Source organism: Halobaculum sp. MBLA0143, assembly GCF_041361465.1.
Taxonomy (GTDB): Archaea; Halobacteriota; Halobacteria; order Halobacteriales; family Haloferacaceae; genus JAHENP01.
On sequence record NZ_JBGKAC010000001.1, the window covers coordinates 2,742,859 to 2,764,030 of the forward strand.

Annotated in this window: 20 protein-coding genes, 1 tRNA gene and 1 rRNA gene; 7 read left to right on the plus strand and 15 right to left on the minus strand. The window is 69.1% G+C overall.

Annotated elements, in window-relative coordinates; translation table 11 throughout:
* Positions 1 to 18 precede the first annotated feature (18 nt).
* From RYH79_RS14225 to RYH79_RS14245, 5 genes are all read right to left on the minus strand, one after another.
* Positions 19 to 2,604, minus strand: a complete 2,586-nt coding sequence (locus RYH79_RS14225) for a DNA topoisomerase I (RefSeq protein WP_370900236.1) — start codon at positions 2,602 to 2,604, stop codon at positions 19 to 21.
* Positions 2,605 to 2,669: 65 nt separating this feature from the next.
* Positions 2,670 to 4,178, minus strand: coding sequence for a serine hydrolase domain-containing protein (locus RYH79_RS14230; RefSeq protein WP_370900238.1), 1,509 nt, complete (start codon positions 4,176 to 4,178; stop codon positions 2,670 to 2,672).
* 94 nt (positions 4,179 to 4,272) lie between these two features.
* Positions 4,273 to 4,851, minus strand: a complete 579-nt coding sequence (locus tag RYH79_RS14235) for a tRNA (cytidine(56)-2'-O)-methyltransferase (RefSeq protein ID WP_370900240.1) — start codon at positions 4,849 to 4,851, stop codon at positions 4,273 to 4,275.
* Between the two features lie 46 nt (positions 4,852 to 4,897).
* On the minus strand, positions 4,898 to 5,146 hold the full coding sequence (locus tag RYH79_RS14240) for a type II toxin-antitoxin system HicA family toxin (protein ID WP_370900242.1): 249 nt from the start codon (positions 5,144 to 5,146) through the stop codon (positions 4,898 to 4,900).
* Positions 5,147 to 5,248: 102 nt separating this feature from the next.
* Positions 5,249 to 5,689 carry a type II toxin-antitoxin system HicB family antitoxin gene (locus RYH79_RS14245; RefSeq protein WP_370900244.1) on the minus strand — a complete coding sequence of 147 codons (441 nt, stop codon included), beginning with the start codon at positions 5,687 to 5,689 and terminating at the stop codon, positions 5,249 to 5,251.
* A 235-nt stretch (positions 5,690 to 5,924) separates the two neighbouring features.
* Between RYH79_RS14245 and RYH79_RS14250 the strand changes: the two genes are divergently transcribed.
* Both RYH79_RS14250 and RYH79_RS14255 read left to right on the plus strand, forming a co-directional pair.
* The gene (locus tag RYH79_RS14250; RefSeq protein WP_370900247.1) at positions 5,925 to 6,854 is read left to right on the plus strand and encodes an SDR family NAD(P)-dependent oxidoreductase; all 930 of its coding nucleotides are present in this window, start codon (positions 5,925 to 5,927) and stop codon (positions 6,852 to 6,854) included.
* Positions 6,855 to 6,929: 75 nt separating this feature from the next.
* Positions 6,930 to 7,859 (plus strand): NAD-dependent epimerase/dehydratase family protein, encoded by a 930-nt coding sequence (locus RYH79_RS14255; protein ID WP_370900249.1) that lies wholly within the window; start codon positions 6,930 to 6,932, stop codon positions 7,857 to 7,859.
* Positions 7,860 to 7,866: 7 nt separating this feature from the next.
* Here the strand turns inward: RYH79_RS14255 and RYH79_RS14260 are convergent, their stop codons facing one another.
* The 3 genes from RYH79_RS14260 to RYH79_RS14270 all read right to left on the minus strand — a co-directional run bounded on the left by RYH79_RS14260 (position 7,867) and on the right by RYH79_RS14270 (position 10,431).
* Complete coding sequence (locus RYH79_RS14260; RefSeq protein WP_370900251.1) at positions 7,867 to 8,199, minus strand: BsuPI-related putative proteinase inhibitor; 333 nt, start codon at positions 8,197 to 8,199, stop codon at positions 7,867 to 7,869.
* Positions 8,200 to 8,254: 55 nt separating this feature from the next.
* On the minus strand, positions 8,255 to 9,439 hold the full coding sequence (locus tag RYH79_RS14265; protein ID WP_370900253.1) for a S8 family peptidase: 1,185 nt from the start codon (positions 9,437 to 9,439) through the stop codon (positions 8,255 to 8,257).
* A gap of 164 nt (positions 9,440 to 9,603) precedes the next feature.
* The gene (locus RYH79_RS14270) at positions 9,604 to 10,431 is read right to left on the minus strand and encodes an SDR family oxidoreductase (protein ID WP_370900255.1); all 828 of its coding nucleotides are present in this window, start codon (positions 10,429 to 10,431) and stop codon (positions 9,604 to 9,606) included.
* Between the two features lie 127 nt (positions 10,432 to 10,558).
* Here RYH79_RS14270 and RYH79_RS14275 point away from each other — a divergent pair, with 127 nt between their 5' ends.
* From RYH79_RS14275 to RYH79_RS14295, 5 genes are all read left to right on the plus strand, one after another.
* Entirely contained in the window at positions 10,559 to 11,314 is a 756-nt protein-coding gene (locus RYH79_RS14275; RefSeq protein WP_370900257.1) for a hypothetical protein, read from the plus strand.
* Between the two features lie 10 nt (positions 11,315 to 11,324).
* Positions 11,325 to 11,561: a hypothetical protein gene (locus RYH79_RS14280; RefSeq protein ID WP_370900259.1), complete on the plus strand. Its 237-nt coding sequence runs from the start codon at positions 11,325 to 11,327 to the stop codon at positions 11,559 to 11,561.
* Positions 11,562 to 11,672: 111 nt separating this feature from the next.
* Positions 11,673 to 11,843 carry a DUF6757 family protein gene (locus RYH79_RS14285; protein ID WP_370900261.1) on the plus strand — a complete coding sequence of 57 codons (171 nt, stop codon included), beginning with the start codon at positions 11,673 to 11,675 and terminating at the stop codon, positions 11,841 to 11,843.
* Positions 11,844 to 12,075: 232 nt separating this feature from the next.
* Positions 12,076 to 12,273, plus strand: coding sequence for a hypothetical protein (locus RYH79_RS14290; protein WP_370900263.1), 198 nt, complete (start codon positions 12,076 to 12,078; stop codon positions 12,271 to 12,273).
* Between the two features lie 51 nt (positions 12,274 to 12,324).
* Positions 12,325 to 14,040 (plus strand): hypothetical protein, encoded by a 1,716-nt coding sequence (locus tag RYH79_RS14295; RefSeq protein ID WP_370900265.1) that lies wholly within the window; start codon positions 12,325 to 12,327, stop codon positions 14,038 to 14,040.
* 12 nt (positions 14,041 to 14,052) lie between these two features.
* Here the strand turns inward: RYH79_RS14295 and RYH79_RS14300 are convergent, their stop codons facing one another.
* The 7 genes from RYH79_RS14300 to rrf form a co-directional block, all read right to left on the minus strand.
* Positions 14,053 to 14,586, minus strand: coding sequence for a hypothetical protein (locus RYH79_RS14300; protein ID WP_370900267.1), 534 nt, complete (start codon positions 14,584 to 14,586; stop codon positions 14,053 to 14,055).
* A 70-nt stretch (positions 14,587 to 14,656) separates the two neighbouring features.
* A complete protein-coding gene (locus RYH79_RS14305) occupies positions 14,657 to 15,712 on the minus strand; it encodes an ABC transporter ATP-binding protein (protein WP_370900269.1) in 1,056 nt (351 codons plus the stop codon).
* A complete protein-coding gene (locus RYH79_RS14310; RefSeq protein WP_370900910.1) occupies positions 15,709 to 17,496 on the minus strand; it encodes an ABC transporter permease in 1,788 nt (595 codons plus the stop codon). Before RYH79_RS14310 ends, RYH79_RS14305 begins: the two co-directional genes overlap by 4 nt.
* Before the next feature lie 8 nt (positions 17,497 to 17,504).
* Entirely contained in the window at positions 17,505 to 18,620 is a 1,116-nt protein-coding gene (locus tag RYH79_RS14315; RefSeq protein ID WP_370900271.1) for a thiamine ABC transporter substrate-binding protein, read from the minus strand.
* 77 nt (positions 18,621 to 18,697) lie between these two features.
* On the minus strand, positions 18,698 to 20,737 hold the full coding sequence (locus tag RYH79_RS14320; protein ID WP_370900273.1) for a S9 family peptidase: 2,040 nt from the start codon (positions 20,735 to 20,737) through the stop codon (positions 18,698 to 18,700).
* Positions 20,738 to 20,827: 90 nt separating this feature from the next.
* Positions 20,828 to 20,903, minus strand: a tRNA-Cys gene (locus tag RYH79_RS14325).
* A gap of 102 nt (positions 20,904 to 21,005) precedes the next feature.
* A 5S ribosomal RNA gene (rrf, locus tag RYH79_RS14330) occupies positions 21,006 to 21,127 on the minus strand.
* Positions 21,128 to 21,172 lie beyond the last annotated feature (45 nt).

Genomic DNA, 21,172 nt, shown 5'->3' on the forward strand with positions numbered 1-21,172 from the left:
GAAGACACACCAGACCGATCATTCGATCTGTGACTGCCAGTCCGAGATCCGGTCCACACCGACCCCGTCGACCTCGTCGGCCAGCGTCTCGGGATCGGCGTCCGCCAGGTCCCCCACGTCCTCCACACCGGCAGCCTGGAGCTTCTCCGCAGTCTTCTCCCCGATCCCGTCGATCGTCTCCAGCTCCGAGCCGGCCTGGCGGGCCTGGTACTCTCGGTAGTTGCAGATCGGACACCCCAGCTCCCACGGGTCGTCCCCGTCCTCGACCACGAGGTGCGGGAGGTCGTGATCCGCGCACCGCTCCTCGGTCACCTCGATCTCTCCGCGGCGCGGCAGCGGCAGCGAGTACTCACAGTCCGGGTACCGGGTGCAGCCGACGAGTCGGTTGCCCGACCGGAGCTGTTTGATCGCCAGCTCGCCGCCGTCCGTCTCCCCGCAGTCCGGACAGGCGCCGATCACGACGTCGTCCGTCGCGTCCGCCTCCTCGGCCTTGCAGGCGGGACAGCCGTGGACGAACGTCTTCCGGCCCGCCAGCATCTTGACGTGCGCGAGGTCGTGGTCCTCGCAGCTCTCCTCCAACACGAGGGGCTTGCCGGTCGAGGGGAGCGGGAGCGTGAACTCACAGTCCGGGTAGCCGTCACAGCCGACGAAGTACGACCCGCCGCGGGCCTGACGGACGAGGAGGTCGTGGTCGCTCTCGGGACACGGACCGAGCCGTTTGTCCGCCTTCAGCGACTCCCGCAGGTGGTCGCCCACCTCCTCGCGGGAGTCGGTCAGCTCCTCGAACACGCGTTCGAGCATCCGACGAGACTCCGCGGAGACGCTCTCGAAGTCGGCCTCGCCGTCGGCGATGGCGGCCATGTCCCGCTCCAGTTGCGCGGTCATCTCCTCGGTGACGATCTGGTCGGCGAACTCCTCGGCGGCGTCGACGACCGCCTCCGCCAGCCGGGTGGGTCGGGGCGGGTCCGACTCCACGTAGTTGCGGTCGTACAGCTTCTCGATGACGTTGTGTCGTGTGGACTTCGTCCCGACGCCGAGTTCCTTCATCTTCTCGATCAGCCGGGACTGCCCGTAGCGGCGGGGCGGCTGGGTCTGTTTCGCCTCCGACCGGGTGTCCGCGACGACCAGTTCCTCGCCTTCCGACACGTCCGGAACGAGCGTCTCGGAGGCGGAGCCGTACGGGTAGACGGCGTGGTACCCCTCCGACAGCAGCCGTTGGCCGTTGGCCTTCAGCGACAACGGCTCGGAGGCGGCGGCTGGCGCGACGCCGCCGTCCGCCTGGGCGGTCCCCTCGCCGGCGCCAGCCCCCTCCGCGAGCGCGTCCACCTCGCCGACGACACGGAGGTGTTCCCACTCGGCGGCCGGCGCACACGTCGCCAGGAAACGGCGGACGATCAGCTCGTACACCTCCCACTCGTCTTCCGAGAGATCGCTGCGGTCGGGAATCTCCGTGGTCGGGTGGATCGGCGGGTGGTCGGTGGTCTCCTCGTCGCCGGCGGTCGGGTCGACGTCCGACTGTTCGAGCAACGAGGCGGCGTCGTCGGCGAACGGCCGTACGTCGGCGAACGTCTCCAGGAGATCGCGCTCGTCGAGATCTTCGGGGTAGACGGTGTTGTCCGTCCGGGGGTAGGTGACGTAGCCGGCGGTGTACAGCTCCTCGGCGACGCTCATGCCGCGTTGGGCGGAGTAGCCGAGCGAGCCGGCCGCGGAGATGAACGCCGTCGTGTCGAACGGCGCGGGCGGCGCGTCCGTCCGGGAGCGCCGGCGGACGGACGTGACCGGCGCGCTCTCGGCTGCACGCAGGCGGGCGGCGACCGTCTCGGCGGTCGCCTCGTCCCACACTCGTTCGGCCTCCGTCCCGTCGTCCGCCTCGTAGAAGTACTGCGCCTCGAAGGCGGCGGCGTCCGTCTCCGTCTCGGCGGCCGCCGACGACTGGAGGTCGGCGAACAGCTCCCAGTAGTCCTCGGGGTCGAACGCGCGAATCTCCCGCTCGCGGTCGACCAACAGCTTCAGCGTCGGGCCCTGAACTCGACCGACGGAGATGAAGTCGTCGCCGAGTTGGCCGGCAGAGAGAGAGAGGAACCGTGTGAGCGCCGCTCCCCACACGAGATCGATCACCTGACGGGCCTCGCCGGCGGCCGCGAGGTCGAAGTCGATCTCGTCGGGGTTCTGGAACGCCTCGTTCACCGCTCTGTCCGTGATCGACGAGAAGCGGACGCGGTCGACCGGCACCTCCGGGGCGGCCTCGCGGACGATCTCGTACGCCTCCTTGCCGATGAGCTCCCCTTCGCGGTCGTAGTCGGTGGCGATGACGACGCGGTCGGCCTCCGCGGCCAACGACCGCAGCGCCGCGACGATCCCCTCCTTCGTCGGTTCCTTCTCGACGGGCGCGTCGATCAACTCGACCGGCTCGACGTCCCGCCAGTCACTGTACTCCGGGGGGAAGTCCAACCCGACGACGTGGCCGGACAGACCGACACACCGGGTCACTCCCCAAGAGTAGACGTTCGTCCCGGCGCGTCGCTCCGTGTCGAAGGTGTCGTCGCTGCGGATCTCCGCCAGCCGCCGCGCGGCGTTGTCCTTCTCCGTGACGATCAGCTCCATTACTCGCCACGAGTTGACTCACCACCAGTCAAAAGGTTTCCGTGGCAACGGCCGTCAGTGTCGCCTCACTCCGCGCGCCGGTAGCGTCGCCGTCCGACTGTCAGTGTCGTCGTCTCGCCCGTCGTGTCGAACTGTGCCGTGGCGGCGCCCTCGCCCCCACAGATCGTGAAACGGTAGACGCCGTCGTCTGTCGCCGTCTCCTCGTCTGTCGCCGTCTCCTCGTCTGTCGCCGTCTCGTGCGTCGCTCCGGCGTCTGCCGCCGCCACCGCGGCGTCGTCCGGCGCCGCTCCGGGCTCGTCCGTCACCGGAGACAACGGCCGCACACTCGCCGTCAGCGGCCCGTCAGCCGCCAGCGTGAGCCGTCCGTCCTCTCGGGTGACGTGGGCCCGACGGACGCCACAGACGCTCTCGTATCGCCCGGTGAGCCGGTCGAGCCGGCGGCGCCGGGCGAGCGTCGGCGCGGCCGCGACCGGGTCCGTGCCGACCGTCGCGCCGAACACCCCCGCCCCCAGCGCCGACAACGGGTAGTCGGGCACCGCGTTCGCCGCGAGCGCGACGCCGGTGCCGGTCGCCGGGCAGTAGCCGACGTAGCCGCCCGACACCGCCACGTCCCCGGCGCGCTCGAAGGTCGTCCGACCGCAGATCTCCCGCCGTCGCCACCCCGGCGGGGGGCTGGGCTCCGTCGTGTCGGACCCACCCGCGGAGCCGTCGGGAGTGTCGCCGCCGACGGTGTCACCCCCGAGCCCGCAGGCCACCACCTCGCGGCCGTCGTAACGACCGTCGCCGAGACCGAGTCGGGCCAGCGCCGCCAGGTGACGGACGGACGCGAGCAGTCCGGTCGCCGGGCGGAGCCGTTCGTCCGTCGGCAACGACGCCGCCGTCGGCTCCCCGTCCTCCAGGAGGTACTGGGTGGCGTGGTCGTCGTCCATCGAGAACTGCGTGTCGTCGAACGTCGCGCGGTCGGCCGCCAGCGGCTCCAGGAGGTGTTCGTCCACGTACGCCGCGTACGACCGCCCGGTACACGACCTGACGACCCGTCCGAGGAGGACGTACCCGGCGTCGCACCGAGCGACACGCTCACCCGGGGGCGCCAGGAGGTCGGCCGTCTCCACCCGGCGCAGGTGAGCGCACACGTCGTCCCAGTCGGCCAACGGGAGCGTGTCCGTACCGATCCGGAGCCGGCGCGCCAGGAGCGTCTCCCGTAGCCCGACGGCCGGCAGCCCGGACGTGTGCGCGAGCAGGTGCCGGAGTCTGATCGGCTCGCCGTCCGGTCCGCGAGGCAGCCCCACGTCGACGTGGTCCGTCACCGGGTCGGCCAGGTCACACAGCCCCGCGGCCGACAGCTGTCTGACGGCCGCGGCCGTCAGCGGCTGTGTCACCCCGCCGACGGCGAACATCGTGTCCGGGCTCACCGGACGGTTGCCGGCCGCGTCCCGCGCGCCGAAGCCTTCGGCCCACGTCGTCGCCGTCCCCCCGTCCGTCTCGACGACCGCGACCACCACCCCCGGGAGCGAGTCGCGTCGTTGGACGCGCCGCAAGAAGCGCGCGACGACCCCCGCCGTCTCCGTGTCCATACAGCCTGCCAGCGGAGCCGCGGGTTTGAAACGTCCGGCCGCTGGAGGGAGGCAGGAACGACTACCGCTCGTCGTCGGGGCGCGACCGGGACGGCTACGACCCGTCGTCGCTCTCCCCGGTGCCGTGGACCGCCTCGCCGTCCGCGTCGACCACGCTCTTCCCGGTCGCCTCCGGCACCACCCGCCGGTCGGCGTCCGTCCACTCGCGGTCGAGTTCGCGTCCCTCGAACAGACGATCCAGGAACACTGCCAGCCCCGCGATCTCCGAGTGGGGTTGGTTCGTGACCGCGACGTTGTAGTCCGCCAGATCGTAGAACTCGAACGGCACCTTCTCGCCGCCGACGACGACCAAGACGGGCTCCGTCTCGTGAGCCTCGCGCACGTCCGCCGCCACGTCCTGAACCGGCAGGCCGTACATCGTCAGGTGAACCACTGTCCCGTCCCAGTTGCGGGCGATTCCCGGCCCCACGTCGTAAGTCTCCACCTCGAACGGGCCGCCGAACCGCTCGGTGATGTCCCGGACGGTGTCGGCCGACCCACTGGCCACCTCCGGGATCACGACCTTGTCGGCGCCGAGCGCCCGCGCCGTCAGCCCGACGTGGGTGGTCGTCCGGCCGTCCCGCCCCGGGCGGTGGCCGTAGCGGACGACTACGACCTCGCTGTCCTCGTTCACGTCTGCTCGTGACCGCGTGTGCGGGAGGGTGTTTCGCTTTCGGCGGCTACAGACAGCGGTCCAACTCCTTGCAGAACCGTCGAAAGCTCTTGGCGCCACACTGGTTTGCGATAGAGCGGAGTGTTCCCTCCGGCAGCGGGTCGGTCGTCATCGGGACGACGACCATCCGAACCTCGGACGTGTTGGGTGCCTCCCAACGGAATTTGGCGTGGCTACCGGTACGACCGGCAGGGTCGTAGTTCCAGTAGTTGATGAGGACCTTCGCGACCTCTCGGCCAGAGAACTGGGTCCGCATGTGGTAACAGATAACACCCTGCACAGGTAAATATGTTTCTGCCAACTAGAGTGGGCATAGCTATTTCTGTCGATTAAAAAAGTCTAGCTACCCAGAAGCACTTCAAAACGGATTGCCGTCGGCGCAGCCGTCGGTGTCGGAGTCTTCCAACTCCGTGAGCGCAGTACCGTCGAGGTCGTCTTCCTCGGCCACCTCGATGGCCTCTGCGAGGCTCCGGAGTGCCTCTGCCCGCGTGTCGCCAGCGCTGGCGACACCGACCTGGGTGTCGTGTGCGGAGTAGCCATCAGTCTCTGGACGAAGAACGACCACGTCCCGCTCGTGCCACCAGGCGATCTGCCGGTCGTTCATGCGGATCTGTTCGAGTTCGCCCGCGTCAGACAACGCCTCCAGCCGACGTTTCGCCTGCTCGTTCGAGAGGTCGAAGTTCTCCGAAACCTCCGCAGTGCCGTAGAACGGCCGGTCGCCTGTCTCGAAAAAGAACAGGATGTCGTCGTCGGACACTGACTCGACGAAGCGGCCGTCACTGCCACGTTGCTCTGGCATGGGATTCTGCGTACACTACGGGGCCACTTAAGCCACACGGTCTAGACTACATGGATAGAGACGGGGTCACAGGCCCTCAACCGTCTGTTTCGTCGCTTGCCGAACATCTGTACGTGGTGAGTCGAGCCGGTCAGCAGGTGGGTTCGACCGCGCTATCAGCGACGACCGCCGCGAGTCGTTCCTTCAAAACCGGTCTCGACCGAACGGCTATGTCGCTCGCGCCCCAGGAACACCCATGACGGATCGACCGGAGGCGGCGGCGGGCGTGACGGACGCGGACATGGGGGGAAAGACAGTGCTCGTGACGGGGTCGACGAGCGGAATCGGGCGCGAGGCGGCGTTGTCGTTCGGCAGACTCGGCGCGGAGGTGTTGGTCCACGGGCGCGACGAGACGGCGGGGGAGGCGGTCGTCGAGGAGATCGAGCGGTTGGGCGGGGAGGCACGATTCCTGCCGGCGGACTTCGCGGACGTGGAGGCGGTCCACACGCTGGCGGACGTGGTCGAGACCAGCGTGGACGAACTGGACGTGTTGGCGAACAACGCCGGGGGGTACTTCCGGGACGGGCAGCTGACGGATCTGGGCGTGGAGTACACGTTCCACGTCAACCACCTCGCGCCGTACCTCCTGACGGCGAATCTGTTGCCGGTGTTGGCCGACGACGCGCGGGTCGTGACCACCTCCTCGGCGGCCCACCGCGGGACACAGCTCGACGTCGACGCCGTCAAGTCCGTCGACGACTACCGCGGGATGCGGGCGTACCAGCGATCGAAGCTGGCGAACGTCCAGTTCACCGCAGAGTTGGCGCGGCGGTTCGACGCCGCCGACGGCGACCGCACCGCCAACTGCTTCCACCCGGGGGCGATTCCGGGGAGCGGCTTCTTCCGGTCGCTGCCGGGGCCGTTGCCGCGTCTGGTCCAGTCGTTGGACGTGTTGCCGTTCGTCCCGTCGCCGGCCGACGGCGCCGCGACGCTGGTCTACCTCGCCGTCTCCGACCGGGTCGCCGACAGTTCCGGGCGGTACTTCGCCGACTGCGCCCCCGAGACCCCGTCGGACGCCGCCCGCGACTCGGACGCCCAACGCCGGCTGTGGGAGGAGAGCGCCCGACTCCTCCGGGTCGACGAGCCGCTGGCGGACGCCGTCGCCGACCCCGCTCGTGCGGACTGAGACGACTCCCGTCGGTGGGGCGGGCGAGCGACGTGCGACCGCAAGAGACTTTCCCGAACCGGGTGACAACGGGGTATGGACCTGACGGACGCGACCGTGCTCGTCACGGGTGCGGCGGGGCTGATCGGCTCACACCTCGCCGAGCGACTCGCCGCGGACAACGAGGTCGTCGCCGTCGACGACCTCTCGAAGGGGACCCGCGACCGGGTGCCGGACGGTGTGGAGTTCCGCCAGGCGGATCTGACTGACCGGGAGGCGACGGAGCGGGTCGTCACCGAAGACGTCGACGTCGTCTTCCACCTGGCAGCGATCACGGACACGAACTTCGACGACGACCGCGTGTTGTTCGAGCAGAACACGTCGATGACACACAACGTCTTGGAGGCGGCCCGGGCGGCCGGCGTCTCGAAGTTCGCGTTCACCTCGTCGTCGACCGTCTACGGCGAGGCGCCGCGACCGACGCCGGAAGACTACGCCCCGTTGGAGCCGATCAGCGTGTACGGCTCCAGCAAACTCGCCGACGAGGGGCTCGTGTCGACGTTCGCACACAGCTACGGCGTCCAGTCGTGGGTGTTCCGGTTCGCCAACATCGTCGGGCCGCGCCAACGCGGCAACGTGATCCCCGACTTCGTCCAGAAGCTCCAGGAGGACCCGGAGACGCTCACTATCCTCGGGGACGGCCGGCAGGAGAAGTCGTACCTCTACGTCGAGGACTGCGTCGACGCGATGGTGCACGTCGTCGAGAACGCCGACCGGTCGTTGAACACGTACAACCTGGGCACCCGGACGACCACCTCCGTCGACCGGATCGCCGACATCGTGAGCCAGGAGCTGGGCGTCGATCCGGAGTACGAGTACACCGGCGGCGACCGCGGCTGGACCGGGGACGTGCCGCGCATGCGGCTGTCCGTCGAGAAGTTAGCTGCGCTGGGCTGGGACGCGCCCGGCACCAGCGACGACGCCGTGCGTCGGGCCGCCAGAGAGATCGTCGCGGAGCTGACGTAGCCGTCGCTCACGACACTGTCGCAGTCGTCGTGGCGTCGGCGTCGGCGTCGTTGGCGACGAGCTCGCCGCGGACGTGGTAGTCGCCGGCCGGTGGGTCGTCCCAGCCACCCTCGAACGTCGCCGTCTCGCCGGGTGCGAGGTCGACGCTCCCCAGCGCCTGGCCGAACATCCGGCCGTCGCTCCACCGCCACGCCGTCTCGCCGTCGCGTTCCACGACGAACTCCGCACGCTGGGTGTCGGAGAACTGGAGCGACACCGGGCCGTCGCCGTCGTTCTCGACGGTCAGTTCACACACGAGTGTGCCGTCCGTCTCCGTGGCCGCCAGCGTCGCCGTCACCATACCGAGCGTTCGACGCCGCCGAAGAAAAGTTCGTCGCCGAGCGACGGAAACCGCGTCAGTTGTCGCTGGAGTCGAGTCCGGCGGCGGCGGCCACGTCGAGCAGTCCGCTGCCGGTCTCGTTGCTGGCGAGTCCGATGTCTTCCGCGCTGGAGGTGAGCGTGCTGCGGACGTCGGAGGCGGTCGCGCCGTTGGCCATCAGGACGCCGGCCGCGCCGGCGACGTGCGGACACGACATCGACGTGCCGGAGTACTCGGTGTAGCCGCCCGGAATCGTCGAGAGCACGCCGACACCCGGCGCGGCGATCTCCACTTCCGACCCCGTGGAAGAGAAGCTCGCCAGGCTGTCGGTGGAGTCCGTCGCGCCGACGGCCACGACCTCGCTGTAGGAGGCCGGGTAGCCGACACACTCCGTACACGGTCCGGAGTTGCCCGCGGACGCGACGAGGAACACGCCCTTGTCCGCCGCGAACTGGACGGCGTCCTTCAGCGCCGCCGAGCCGCTGGAGGCTCCGAGCGACATCGACGCCACGTCCCAACCCTTGTTGGCGACGTACTCGACGCCGGCCGCGATGTCCGAGAAGGAACCGGAGCCACACGTCTCCAACACCTTCACGGCGTGGAGCGTCGCCTCCGTGGCGACACCGACCACGCCCTCCGTGTTGGCGGCCGCGTCCGCCGTCCCGGCACAGTGGGTGCCGTGGTTGTTGTCGTCGTCCCAAGACTGCTTGCAGGTGTTGTCTGCCGGCTTCGCGCCGTACCGGCAGCCGCCCTTCGTCGAACAGGTCGTGAACGCCTTCCCCTCGCCGACGTTGGCTTGGAGGTCCGGGTGGTCAGAGTCGATACCGGTGTCGAGGATCGCGACGTCGGCACCGCTGCCAGTGTCACCGTTGGCACGCGTCACGTCGGCGTCGACGCGGTCGATGCCGTACGGCTGGGTCTCCCCCAGCGCCTGCATCGTGCCGTTCTCCTCTACGTAGCGGACGTTCGGATTGTTGTCCAGCGCGTCCGCCGCCGCCCGTGGCATCCGTGCCGTCCCGGCGTCGAAGTCGAACTCCCGCACGACGTCGTCCGCCTTCCGTCGGAACGCGCGCGCCCCCGCGCTGTTGGCGAAGCCGACGTTCACCTCTACCTTCTCACCCGGGTGCGCCGACGCGAGTCCGGACACTCCGGCCGCCCCCGTCGCCGCTCCGATAGTCTTCAGTGCACCCCGTCTCGAGAGATCTGTGGGTTGGTCTGCCATTCCGTCTGTGAACTACACCCAAACACACTTGTAACTAATGGAGTATTACGAACAAAACACGCGTTGATACTGGATATTGAGTGGAAGTGTGTGAATTCCAGAGAGAAACGAACGTTCGTCTCGTGTCGGTCGAGCGAAACTTTCCCGGGAGGTGTCGTCCGGGCTCAGCCGGCCAGCCGGGTGAGCAGCCCCCACAGCCGGGTGCGGGCCCAGGCCGGGAGGAACCCCGACAGCGTCGCCGCCCGGGCGACCGGGCCGACCGGGTAGCGGGCCGCCGGGTCGGTGGAGACGGCCGCCTCGACGATCTCGGCCGCGACCGCCTCCGGCGGGACGGCCAGTGGTCCGCCGCCGCTGACGGCGTCTAAGTCCTCGAACAGCCCGTAGACGCTCTCGTAGGCGTCCGTCCGGTCGAGGTCGTCCGCCTCGGCGCTCGCGCGGTCGTCGAACGCCGTCGCCACCGGCCCCGGCTCCACCTCGACCACGTCCACGCCGTCGTCGGCCACCTCCGCCCGCAACGCCTCGCCGGTCGCCGACAGCGCCGCCTTCGAGCCGCTGTACACGCCGCCGCCGGGGAACGGCACCCGCGCGGCGACGCTCGTCACGTTCACCACGGTGCCGTCGCCACGGCGACGCATCTCCGGGAGCACCCGCCGCATCAGCCGGAGCGGCCCGTACACGTTCACGTCGTACTGCCTGACGACCCGCTCCGTCGGTACGTCCTCTACCGGTCCCAGCTGGGCGTAGCCCGCGTTGTTGACCAGACAGTCGACCCGCTCCGTCTCGTCGATCACCCGTTCGACGACCCGCGCCACGTCGTCCGCGACGGTCACGTCCAGCTCGTCGACTCGACAGCCGTCGCGTCCCTGGAACTCCGCGAGGTCGTCCGTGTCACGCGCCGTCGCGTACACCGTCCACTCCTCGTCTAAGAACGCCTCGACGGTCGCGCGCCCGATCCCCGACGAACACCCAGTGACCAACGCCGTCCGTTCCATACGAGCGTCTCCGGCCGGGTGGCGCTAAATCGTGGCGGATTCGCGCGGCGGATATATTACTTGCTTCTGTTTGCATACCATCTTATTTTGAAAAACGCTTATTATCAGTCTGCTGTACCTTTCGCACATGGCGGAAGATCAATCTGCCAACGAGACAGGACGGAGAGCAGTTCTGAGAACAGCCGGAGCCACAGGAGCAACGCTCTTGCTCCCATCTGTCGGAGCAGCAACTGGCTCCGGAGACACCAGAGGTCGTAGGGTGGACCGAACGGTCGTCGCGGAGACGCAGCAGAAGCTGCGTGTCAGAGTCGTTCTCAGGTACGACGCCGGGGAGGTGATCCGGAAGTCACTCTTCGATGTCGACAAGCGTGGCGGTAGTGTGACTATCGTCGACACTGCCGGGCCAGGTGAGGAACTGAGCAGTGTTGGGACAGACACGCACAAGAATTGGGTCGAGAAGTACGACGGGTGGTACGCAGACATCGGTGACTGTGGCGGCAAGATCGCCGATAATCACTACGTAGCCAACTTGGCGATCGAGACCGGCGACTCTCTGGAGGAGCACGAGGGTCAGCTTGCAATGCTCATAGGAGGAGTCGCCGGGGCGGCAATCGGAACACGTGGAGGACCGGCTGGTACCGTGGTTGGGGTCGCAGTCGGGTCTCTCGCTGGAATCGCAATCGACTCTGCGTTTCTCGAACACTTCGACCTGTCGGGACGAACCTTCACCTTCCAGTGTTGGGATGTCCACCCGACGGTCGAGGAGGTCCGGGTCGGAGCATTCCTGAGCTACGATCCGACAGCCGACGCAGGACGGTCGATATACAGGAAAGGGTTCCCAGGCCACCTAGGCGTAGGAGAAAAGATAGCTGATTACATCTGAGGACGGCCCGATGATCGACAGAATCGTGGAGAAGGTGCGAGAGCGGAGTGGGTGGGGGCTCGGAGCCTGGAACCACCCGCTCCGATTCGGGCTCGGTGTAACGCTCCTGCTAACACTGTCTGGTGTGTTCTACCTCCGGCTGTACACGGATCACTCGCCGGTTCCAATTTCTTATCAGTTGTTCGGGTTACTATACTTTCCAGCAGTGGCGTTGCTAGCGTCTGTTCTCCTTGCGATACTCGACTGAGACCGTGTCGGGCCGGGCCGCTCCCGCAGTTCGTGGGTCGTGTCTTCTCGCTGGAACTGACCACCTGCCGTCTCGGTCAGATTCATACCCACAGGGGCCCTGACTCCGGGTATGCAGTGTCACTACTGCGACCGCGACGCCGCCTACGCGGCAGAGTCGGAGGAGGTTCGCGTCGGACTCTGTGAGGAGCACTTCCGGGAGCGGGTCGAGGAACTCGCCGAGAACGAGGGGCTAGAACGGATCCGCGACCAGGTCGACGTGCGACAGCCCGACCACGAGTGAGCCGGACCGGACGGTGCCGGACTGTGGAGCACCAGCGACGAGCCCGGTCGTCTGTCGAACCCCTTCGAGCGTCTGCTGCAGTCGGGCGTGCGTCGTGTTGTCGATGTCCGTCGCGGCTGTTGGGTATCCGTCGTGGTTGTCGGGCACCCGTCGTGCTGCTTTCACGCGCGTGTGCGTGAGCGCGCACGCACGTGTCGGGTTGAAGTGCGTGGAGGCGGTAGTGTTGTTCTGTATGAGCTCCGTAAGCGACCTCGGCGAGATCTTCGAGTCGGTGACTGGTACTGACGAGATCACCGACGAGCAGGACTGTGACGCCGCCAACAGCGCTGACGGCGACGCCTCGGAGACGGGCGAGGACTTCAATCTCCAGTCCGTCCGCAACGACCTGTTGGCCGACGCCGCAGACGACATGGACGGCGGAACCCGGTAGACGGACGACTCCGTCGCAACGTTCGTACTGCTGGCCCTCCTACACGCGTCCGTGTCACACACCGCCGACGACCGTCCGCTCGCGGACCGGATCGTCGCTCTAGACACGGTCGAACTACACTCGTTACTCCGACTGCTGTACAGCGAGCGCGGCTACCACGTCGACGACGGGGTGTCCGCGCCCGACGGCTGGCGAACGCTCCGCGTGACGTCGTCGCGCGAGGGCAGCCACACCGTGTTCTGTCCCGTCGAGCCGTCGCCACCGACCACACCCTCCGTCGAGCCGGGCGACCGTCTGGTCCGGCTCGACGGCGACGACGGCGACGACGGCGACGACGACCCAGCCGTCCTGACGGCCGACGGACTGGCCGAGCGCGTGCGGTACGCGCTGTCGCCGGCCGCACAGCGTCACGTCGCGGAGACGGTGTTCGACACCGACCGAGAACGGCTCCTCGACACGCCCGCACGAGAGCGCGAGCCGCCGTCGCCGCCGGATCGAGTCGGGTCGCCCGGGCGCGACGACGAGAGCGCACACGACGGCGTGCGTGACGGCAGAACGCACGGCGGAGCGCGCGCACACGACGGCACGCACGACGAGAGCCGAGCCGGCGTGTCCGACGCCGAGACACCGGGCCGGGGTGAGTCGTTCTCCGGGGCGACGGCGACGCCCCGCGGCGAGTCGAGCGACGGAGTCGCCGCGGCGGGAGCGGACGAACACGCTGCGACGGTGGGTGACGACGCCGTCCGCGAGACGGAGTCGGTCGGGGAGACGGCGGTGGGGCCCGACGGGCCAGACGACACGACCGACGACGGGGCGACAGTCGGAAGAGCGACACGCCGGAGTCGGTTCGCGTTCGGGGGCGTCGCACTCGTCGGGGTGTTGGTGGTGGCGGCGGCGCTCGGTGTCGCCCCGTTGCCGCCGGGACTGGACGGCGGGACGGACGGACCGCCCGCGCGAGGGTTCCAGCCCGGTGGTCCGCCGACGGAGACGCTGACGGCCGGGGGTGGCGGGACGCCGGTCACGACTCCGACGCCGGTCTCGGACGCGACGCGGCTCCCGCCCGGCGTCGCCGCCGACGGAGCGATCGACGAGACCGTCGTCGCCGACGCCACCGTCGCGGCGCTGGAGAACCGGTCGTACCGACTCGTCGTCACCTACCGCGAACGGGTCGACGGGGAGCCGACCGCTCGGCTCCGCGAGGTCGCCCGAGTGGGCGGGGCGACACGGTACGCCTCGCGGGTGTCGGTGCTCGGTGATCCGGTCGGCTCGCCGTCGGCCGTCGACCAGACGGCCGTCTACGCCGCCGACGGACGGGTGATCGAGCAGTCGACCGTCTCGGGGGTCGTCGAACGCGGCACGCCGACCGCCCGCGACCCGTTCCTCGACCGGATCGAACAGTACACCGGCTGGTACCTCGGCGTCGAGCGCTCTCGGGTGGTGGATCGGGTCCGCGAGAACGGAGAACGACTCACGTTTCTCCGACTCCGGGGTGACCCCTGGCCGGGGGTCGAGAACACGACCGGCACCGCCGTGGTCACCGGCGAGGGCGTGCTCCGAGCGGTCCACCGCAGCTACACCCTCCCGGACCGGCCGTCCGTCCGCGCGACCGTCACGGTCCGGATCGAGGCGGTCGGCGAGACGGCCGTCCGCCGCCCGGCGTGGGCCGCCCCGTCGCCGTTGAACGGGACGGCGACCAACCGTTCCGACACCGCCGTCGGCGCCGCGACGACCGACGGCATCAACGGCACGACCGTGGTCGTCGGCTGAGTCGTTCGGCGTTCACCACTCGACGCGGTAGGTACACGCCTCCGCGCCGTCCTCGCGGCAGTCGTCGCCCACCTCCGTCAGGTCGGCGTAGCCGTCTGTGAACCGTTCGACCGTCGCCGTCAGGACCCCCTGGTCGTACACGCAGGGGTACGGTGTCCGGCAGCGAACTGTCGCGCTGTCGTCGCTCGTCTCGCGCAGTTCGTAGGCGCCGATGTCGCCGCCCCGGTGGTTGAGCTCGTAGGCGTCGTCGATCGACTCCAGTCCCGCCAACGGGCCGTCGACGTCCGGCGGCCACTCCGCGTTCTCCGGAACCGACTGCCCGGTCTGTCTGAGCGTCTTGTCCCCGACTCGACTGGCGATCTTCTCGTAGGCGTCCAGGTACGCCCGCTGGGAGTACCACTCGTCCGGGTCCAGCTCCTCGATTCCCTCCTCGGCCAGCATCTCTCGGGCGCGACCCTCGAACGCCGCGGGAACGCCTTCGACGATCGACATCACTGCTTGCCCTTTCACCTCGATTCCCTCCTCGAACGGCTCGAATACTACCATTATTTCGTCTAGGAGACGTTACTACTAGTAAGTTTTCACTGTTCTCGACGCGTGTAGGTCGTGCGGGGGGCTACGCGCCGTCCGAGACGACGTGTGCGGCCGACGGCGGGAACCCGACCGTCACCGTCGTGTCGACGGCCGGCGGCTCCGACACGCGCAGCGTGATCGTCCGGTCGCCCCAGTCGGCGCGGACCCGCGTCGTCTCGCCCAGGAACTCCGTCTCCCGTACCGTCGCTCGGATCCGGTTGTGTGCGGCGTCGGCCGCGAGCCCCTCCGGCCGCACGCAGAACGTGACTCGGTCGTCGGTCCGGAGTCCCTCGTCCGCGATCAGGAACTCCGTGTCGGCCACCGCGACCGTCGCGGTGTCGTCGTCACTCTCCGTCACCCGGCCGGTGAAGACGTTGTTGTCGCCGACGAACTCCGCGACGAACCGGGTCGCCGGCCGTCGGTACAGCCGGCGCGGGGGCGCGACCTGTTCGATCGCTCCGTCGGAGACGACCGCCACCCGGTCGGAGATCGCCAACGCCTCCGCCTGATCGTGTGTGACGTACACCGTCGTGATCCCGAGTTCTCGCTGAATGCGGCGGACCGTCCGTCGGAGTCGCTCGCGGAGCCGCGCGTCCAACGCCGACAACGGCTCGTCCAACAGGAGGAGTCGCGGACCGGGCGCCAGAGCGCGCGCGAGCGCGACCCGTTGCCGCTGGCCGCCAGAGAGGCTCTCCGGCTCCCGGTCGCCCGCGTCCGGCAGGCCGACCAGCTCCAACAGCTCCGTGACCCGTTCGGTCGTCGACACCCCGCCCGGTGGGTCGGTGAACCGGAGCCCGTAGCCGACGTTCTCCGCGACACTCATGTGCGGGAACAACGCGTAGTGTTGGAACACGACACCGACGCCGCGCGCCTCCGGCGGGACGCCCGTCACGTCCCGGCCGTCGATCCGGACCGTCCCTCGTGTCGGGCGCTCGAACCCCGCAATCGTCCGGAGTGTGGTCGTCTTCCCACAGCCAGACGGGCCGACGAGGGTGAAGAACTCTCCGGCCCCGATCTCCACGTCGACGTCGTCCAAGGCCACCGTGTCCCCGTACGCCTTCCGGACGCCGGACAGCGTGACCGTCGCGGGGTCGCTCACACCCCCTCACCTCCGACGCGGTCCAACACGACGAACGACACCGTCGTCACGAGCAACAACACCGTCCCCATCGCCGTCGCCGGGCCGAGCCGTCGCCCGACGTACCGCTCGACCGCCACCGGCATCGTGTACGTCCCGCCACCCTCCGCGAGAACGACCGTCGCGTCGAAGTCACCGACGCTGACCGCGAACGCGAACGCCGCACCCGCGAGCACCCCCGGCCAGATCAGCGGCAGTTCCACGTCGACGAGCGCACGAGCCCGGCTGGCGCCGAGGCTCCGTGCCGACTCCACGAGCTGTTCGTCCAGGTCGTCGATCGCGGGCGCGACGTTCCGGACGACGAACGGGTACGCCGCGACGGCGTGGGCGGCCGCGATTGCGGCCGGTCCCGACACCGTCACCCGGTAGCCGAACACGACGGTGCCGAACACGAGCCCGCGCAACAGCCCCAGCCCGACGACGATTCCCGACACCGCGAACGGTGCCGCAGACAACAGGTCGACGAGCGTTCCCCCGCGACCGCGCCGCGTCGTGACCGCGACCGCGACCCCCGCCGGCAGCGCGATCACCAGCGTCGCCACGCCGAACAACAACGAGTTTCGTACCGCCGGCCACGGCTTCACCTGGAACGCCGCCCCCGTCTGCTGGCGTCGGATCAGGAACTCGTAAGCGGTCGTCGTCACCGTCCCGTCGACCACCAAGCTCTCGTACACGACGCTGGCCAACGGGCCGACGAACACGACTGCGACGACCAGCCCGTACGCCACGACGGCCAGCCGCGACCCGAGTCGCCGCGCGGTCCACGTCGCCGGCGCCCGCCACCCCTCCGGGAGGAGCGACCGGCGCGGCAACGGCCGAACGGCACCGCGTTCCGTCCGCGCCCGCCGCTCGTAGCGGAGGTACGCCGCCGTCAGCACCAACGAGATCCCCGTCTCCAGCACCGCCAGCGCCGCCGCCTCGCCGTAGTCCAACTGCTCGATCGCCGAGAACAGCAACACCTCGACGGTGGCGAACCGTACCCCACCCAGCGCCAACACGATCGGGAAGGAGGCGAACGTGAACACGAACGTCAGTGTCGCGCCGACCAACACCGCCGGCAACAACTGCGGCACCACCACGTCCCGGAACGCTCGTCGGCGGGACGCCCCCAGCGCGCGTGCCGTCTCCACCGCCCCGGCGTCTACGCGCTCGTAGGCCGCCGTCACCACCCGTGTCACCAACGGCGCGTTGTAGAAGGCGTGTGCCACCACGACCGCCGGCAGCGACGGCACCAGATCCGGCGTCGACAGGCCTACCGCCGACGCCAGCTCGACGAGCGTGCCGTCCGTGCCGAACGCCGCGTAGAACCCCACGACGACCAACATCGACGGGAGGATGAACGGCAGAATCGTCACGGAACGGAGCGTCCGCCGGCCCCGAAACTCGAACCGGGACAACACCCACGCCCCCGGGAGGCCGAGCGCGACGCTGGCGAGCGTCGACAGGAACGCCTGCCAGGCCGTGAACCCGAACCGTCCGAGCTCTCCGACCGACCGGAGCGACACGGACGCCGGATCGGCCAGCCAGCCGACGTAAAACGAGTCGGACACGACACCCGAGAGCGGCGCCAGCGACACGCGTCCGTCGACGGTGACGGCGTCGACGAACACTGTCGCCACGGGGTAGTAGAACACGACCGCCAACAACGACGCCGTCGCCGCCGACAGCGCCGGCAACAGCAGTCGCTGTGGCCGGGCGGCGACGCGTCGGAGGCCGCCGGCGAGTCGCCCGACCCCGCGGCGCAGCCAACGGCTCAGTTGCCGGCGAAGCGTCGCGTCCACTGGTCAGTCCACCCGCCTACCTTCCCTTTCAGCTCTCGGTAGGAGAACGTCACTGGCTCCGGCGGTTCCTGCGCGTACTCGTCGTACGTCTCCGACAGCGGCGCGTCCGCGATCGCCGGGAACGTCACGTTCCGCTTGGCGACGCCCGCCTGGATCTCCGGCCGCATCAGGAACGAGAGGAACTCCTCGGCCAGCTTCGGCGCGTCGGTCTGCCGGAACAACGCCGCCCCCTCGGGGTTGGCGTACCCCTGGTCGTCCAGGAACCTGATCTGGTGGCGGTCCATGTTCTGGTCCGCGCGGTTGGCGTACACCTGGTCCGTGGAGTACGACACCACCATCGGCGCCTCACCGTTGCCATACGCCGCGTACGAGTCCGACCAACTCCCGAGGACGGTCACGCCGCCCTCGCGCAGGCGCTCCCAGTAGTCCAAGAACCCGTCCGGCCCGAACTTGTCGACCGTGTGCAGCATGAACGCCTTCCCCGTCGTCGACGACGCCGGGTTCTGTGCCAACAGCCGACCGGCCGCCCCGTCGGCGAGCCCCTCGAACGTCTCCGGCGCCGTGAACGTCCCCTCCTCGGCGGTCGCGTCCCACACCAGACTGATGTAGCCCGTCGAGAACGGAACCGCGCGGTCGTCCGGGTCGAACTCCAGCCCCGACCGCACTCGGTCGCGTCCCGACACGTCCGCCGCAGACCGGAACAACGGCTCCGTGTACTGCCCTTCGCCACGCCGGCCGTCCACCCGCAACAGCATCTCCGTGTCCAAGCCGACGTACACGTCCGCCTCGAAGTCGACCCCCTGGATCGCCCGCTCCAGGTAGTAGTTGATCTCGCTGTCCGGCGTCTGGTAGACGAGCGTGGCGTCGAACTCCGACTCGAACTCGCGTTTCAGCCACGCGCCCGGGCTCGAGCTCGGCGCGTTCACGAACGCCGGGTACGTCGTCACGACCAGCGTGTCTGCACGGTCCGTGGCAGTTCCCGTCTGTGCCCCCTGCCCGCTCGAGTCTTCTACCCGTTGCGCCTGACAGCCCGACAACAGCGCTGCCGCGCCACTGCCGACTGCTCCGAGGTACGCGCGTCGTCTCACAACTCGGTGGTTACACGCCGTGGTTCAAAAGCGACGCGAACCGTGACCGTGGCCGTGCAGTCCAGACTGGATCGCCGTCACTCCGCGTCACCGTTCCCCTCGTCCGCGTCTCCCTCGTCACCACCGGCCGTCAGCCCGTCACCCTCGGGCCTGTCGAGCGCCCGCTCCGCGTCGTGGTGCTCGGAGTAGCCGTCGAACCACCGCACGATCCGTTCGATCCTGTCGACGACGTGGTCTGGCTCCCCGGACCGGGACAGCTCGTGGCCCTCACGCGGGTACCGCACCATTCGCGTGTCCGTCCCGTGTTTCCGCAGAGTCCGGTAGAACAGCTCCGCCGTGTTCGCCGGCGTCCGGTAGTCCCGGTCCGAGTGGACGACCAACGTCGGCGTCTCCACGTCTGCGGCGTGGCCCACGGGCGACTGCTCCCACAGGAACTCCGGCTCCTCCCACGGTGTCGTGTCGTAGTCCCCCTCGACGAGCTTGTACGCGCCGTCCGTCGACCCGTAGAAGCCCGTCAGATCGTACACGCCCCGCTGGGCCACCGCCGCACGGAACCGGTCCGTCTGGCCGACCGCCCACGCCGTCAGGAACCCGCCGAACGACCCGCCCGTCAAGAACACGTTCGTCTCGTCGACGTACGACCGCTCCGTCACCTCGTCGGCGCCCGCGAGCACGTCGGTGAGCGTCACTTCCCCCCAGTCGCGGGCGATCGCTCCCTGGTACGCCTCGCCGTAGCCGGTCGACCCCCGCGGGTTCGACCAGAACACGACGTACCCCCGGGCCGCCAGCGTCTGGAACTCGTGCCACATCGTCCCCGCGGTCGTCCACATCGCGTGTGGCCCGCCGTGGACCTCCACCGCCAACGGGTACGTCTCCGTCTCGTCGAACTCGGGCGGCGTCAACACCCACCCCTCGACTTCCCTCTGTTCGGACTCGAAGGCGATCGACTCCGGCTCACTCACCGCCGTCTCCGCGAGGTACGACTCGTTGAGCCGCGTCAGCCGCCGCTCTTCTCCACCACCGACGACGAACAGATCTCCCGGGTGGTCCCACTCGCTGCGCGCGACGACGGTCGTCTCTCCCACCGTCGCGCCTCCGACCGCGCCGCCGCGGTACACCCGCGCCGGCGACGTGCCCCCGTCGCCGGGCGCACGCCACAACGCCGTCGCTCCCTCGTCCGGCGTCGTGAAGTACACCACTTCCTCGTTCGGTCCCCACTCCGGCGTCGCCTCGTACCCGACCGTCCGATCCAGATCGGCGGTGAGTTCCCGGCCCTCGCCCGCCTCCCGGTCGTACACGTGCAGCTCCGTCTGTCTGATCGTCGTCCGATCCGGCTCCGTGTGCGTGTGTGCGATCTCGTGAGCCGTCGTCACTGCCAGCGGTCCCGGCCACCCGCCCGCCCGGTGGACACCCGTCGTCTCCGCGCTCGTCGTGTCGTACGCGACGATGTCGTACTCGTCGCTGTCGTCCGGGTCCGAACCGACCCTGTCCGCTACGAAGTACACCGTCTCCGCGTCCGCCCACGCGGGCGAACTGTGGTCGTGTCCTCCGCTCGTCACCCGCGTCACCTCGTCCGCCTCTAAGTCGACGACGTACACCTGACTCCGGGCGCCGTCGCTGTACTGCTGTGCCGTCCGGTACACCGTGTCGTCGATCACCCGTGGGTCCGACTCTCCCGGCTCGTACTCCGCGTCGACCGCGAGATCACGGTCCGCGTCTCTGTCCGCGTCGTCGACCGACTGGACGAACGCGATCCGGTCGCCCTCGGGCCCCCACGCAATCTGTGAGACCCCGCCGACGACCTCGGTGACCTGCCGCGCCTCACCGCCACCCGTCGGGAGTACCCACAGCTGCCGGTCGTCACCCTCCCCACGTGTCGAGGTGAACGCGAGTCTGTCACCCGACGGCGACCACCGCGGCTCCGCGTCACTCCCTCCCCGGACCGTGTACCGCCGCGCACCACTCGCGTCCGTCGGGGCGACGTACACCGTCCGCTCGTCTGTCTCGCCGTCCCGCGGCTCTCGACGAACGAAGGCGACGTGCTCCCCGTCCGGCGCGAGCTGTGGATCCTCCGGCCGGGCGATCTCGTGGTGATCTGCCGCGGTGACCTGTGTCATGGTCGTGGCTGTGGCCCGTGTGTACTCGGTCTTTCGGTTCGAAGGAACGCCGGGCCAGATCTGGACCACGCTCACTCCGAATTCGCAGAAAGCCACGGGCCGGATTCGAACCGGCGTAGGACGGCTCTGCAGGCCGTTGCGTCTGACCAGACTCTGCCACCGTGGCGCAGTCAACACTCCCTCGTGGAGTGAATTAAGTGTAGCGGTCTGACCCGCTGCACATGCAAAAAGCCCGGCAGAGGGTATCCTCTGCCGGGCTCTGATGAGTGGTAGGCGGCGAACCGGTTTTCCCAGAGGCTCGCGCACTCCAGTACTCACTGGAACGCTGGCGGACTTAACTTCCGTGTTCGGGATGGGTACGGGTGTTTCTCCGCCGCTGTGGCCGCCCGAAGGCCGACCACCGGGAACGATCCGGTGAATGCCAACGTCGGTCTG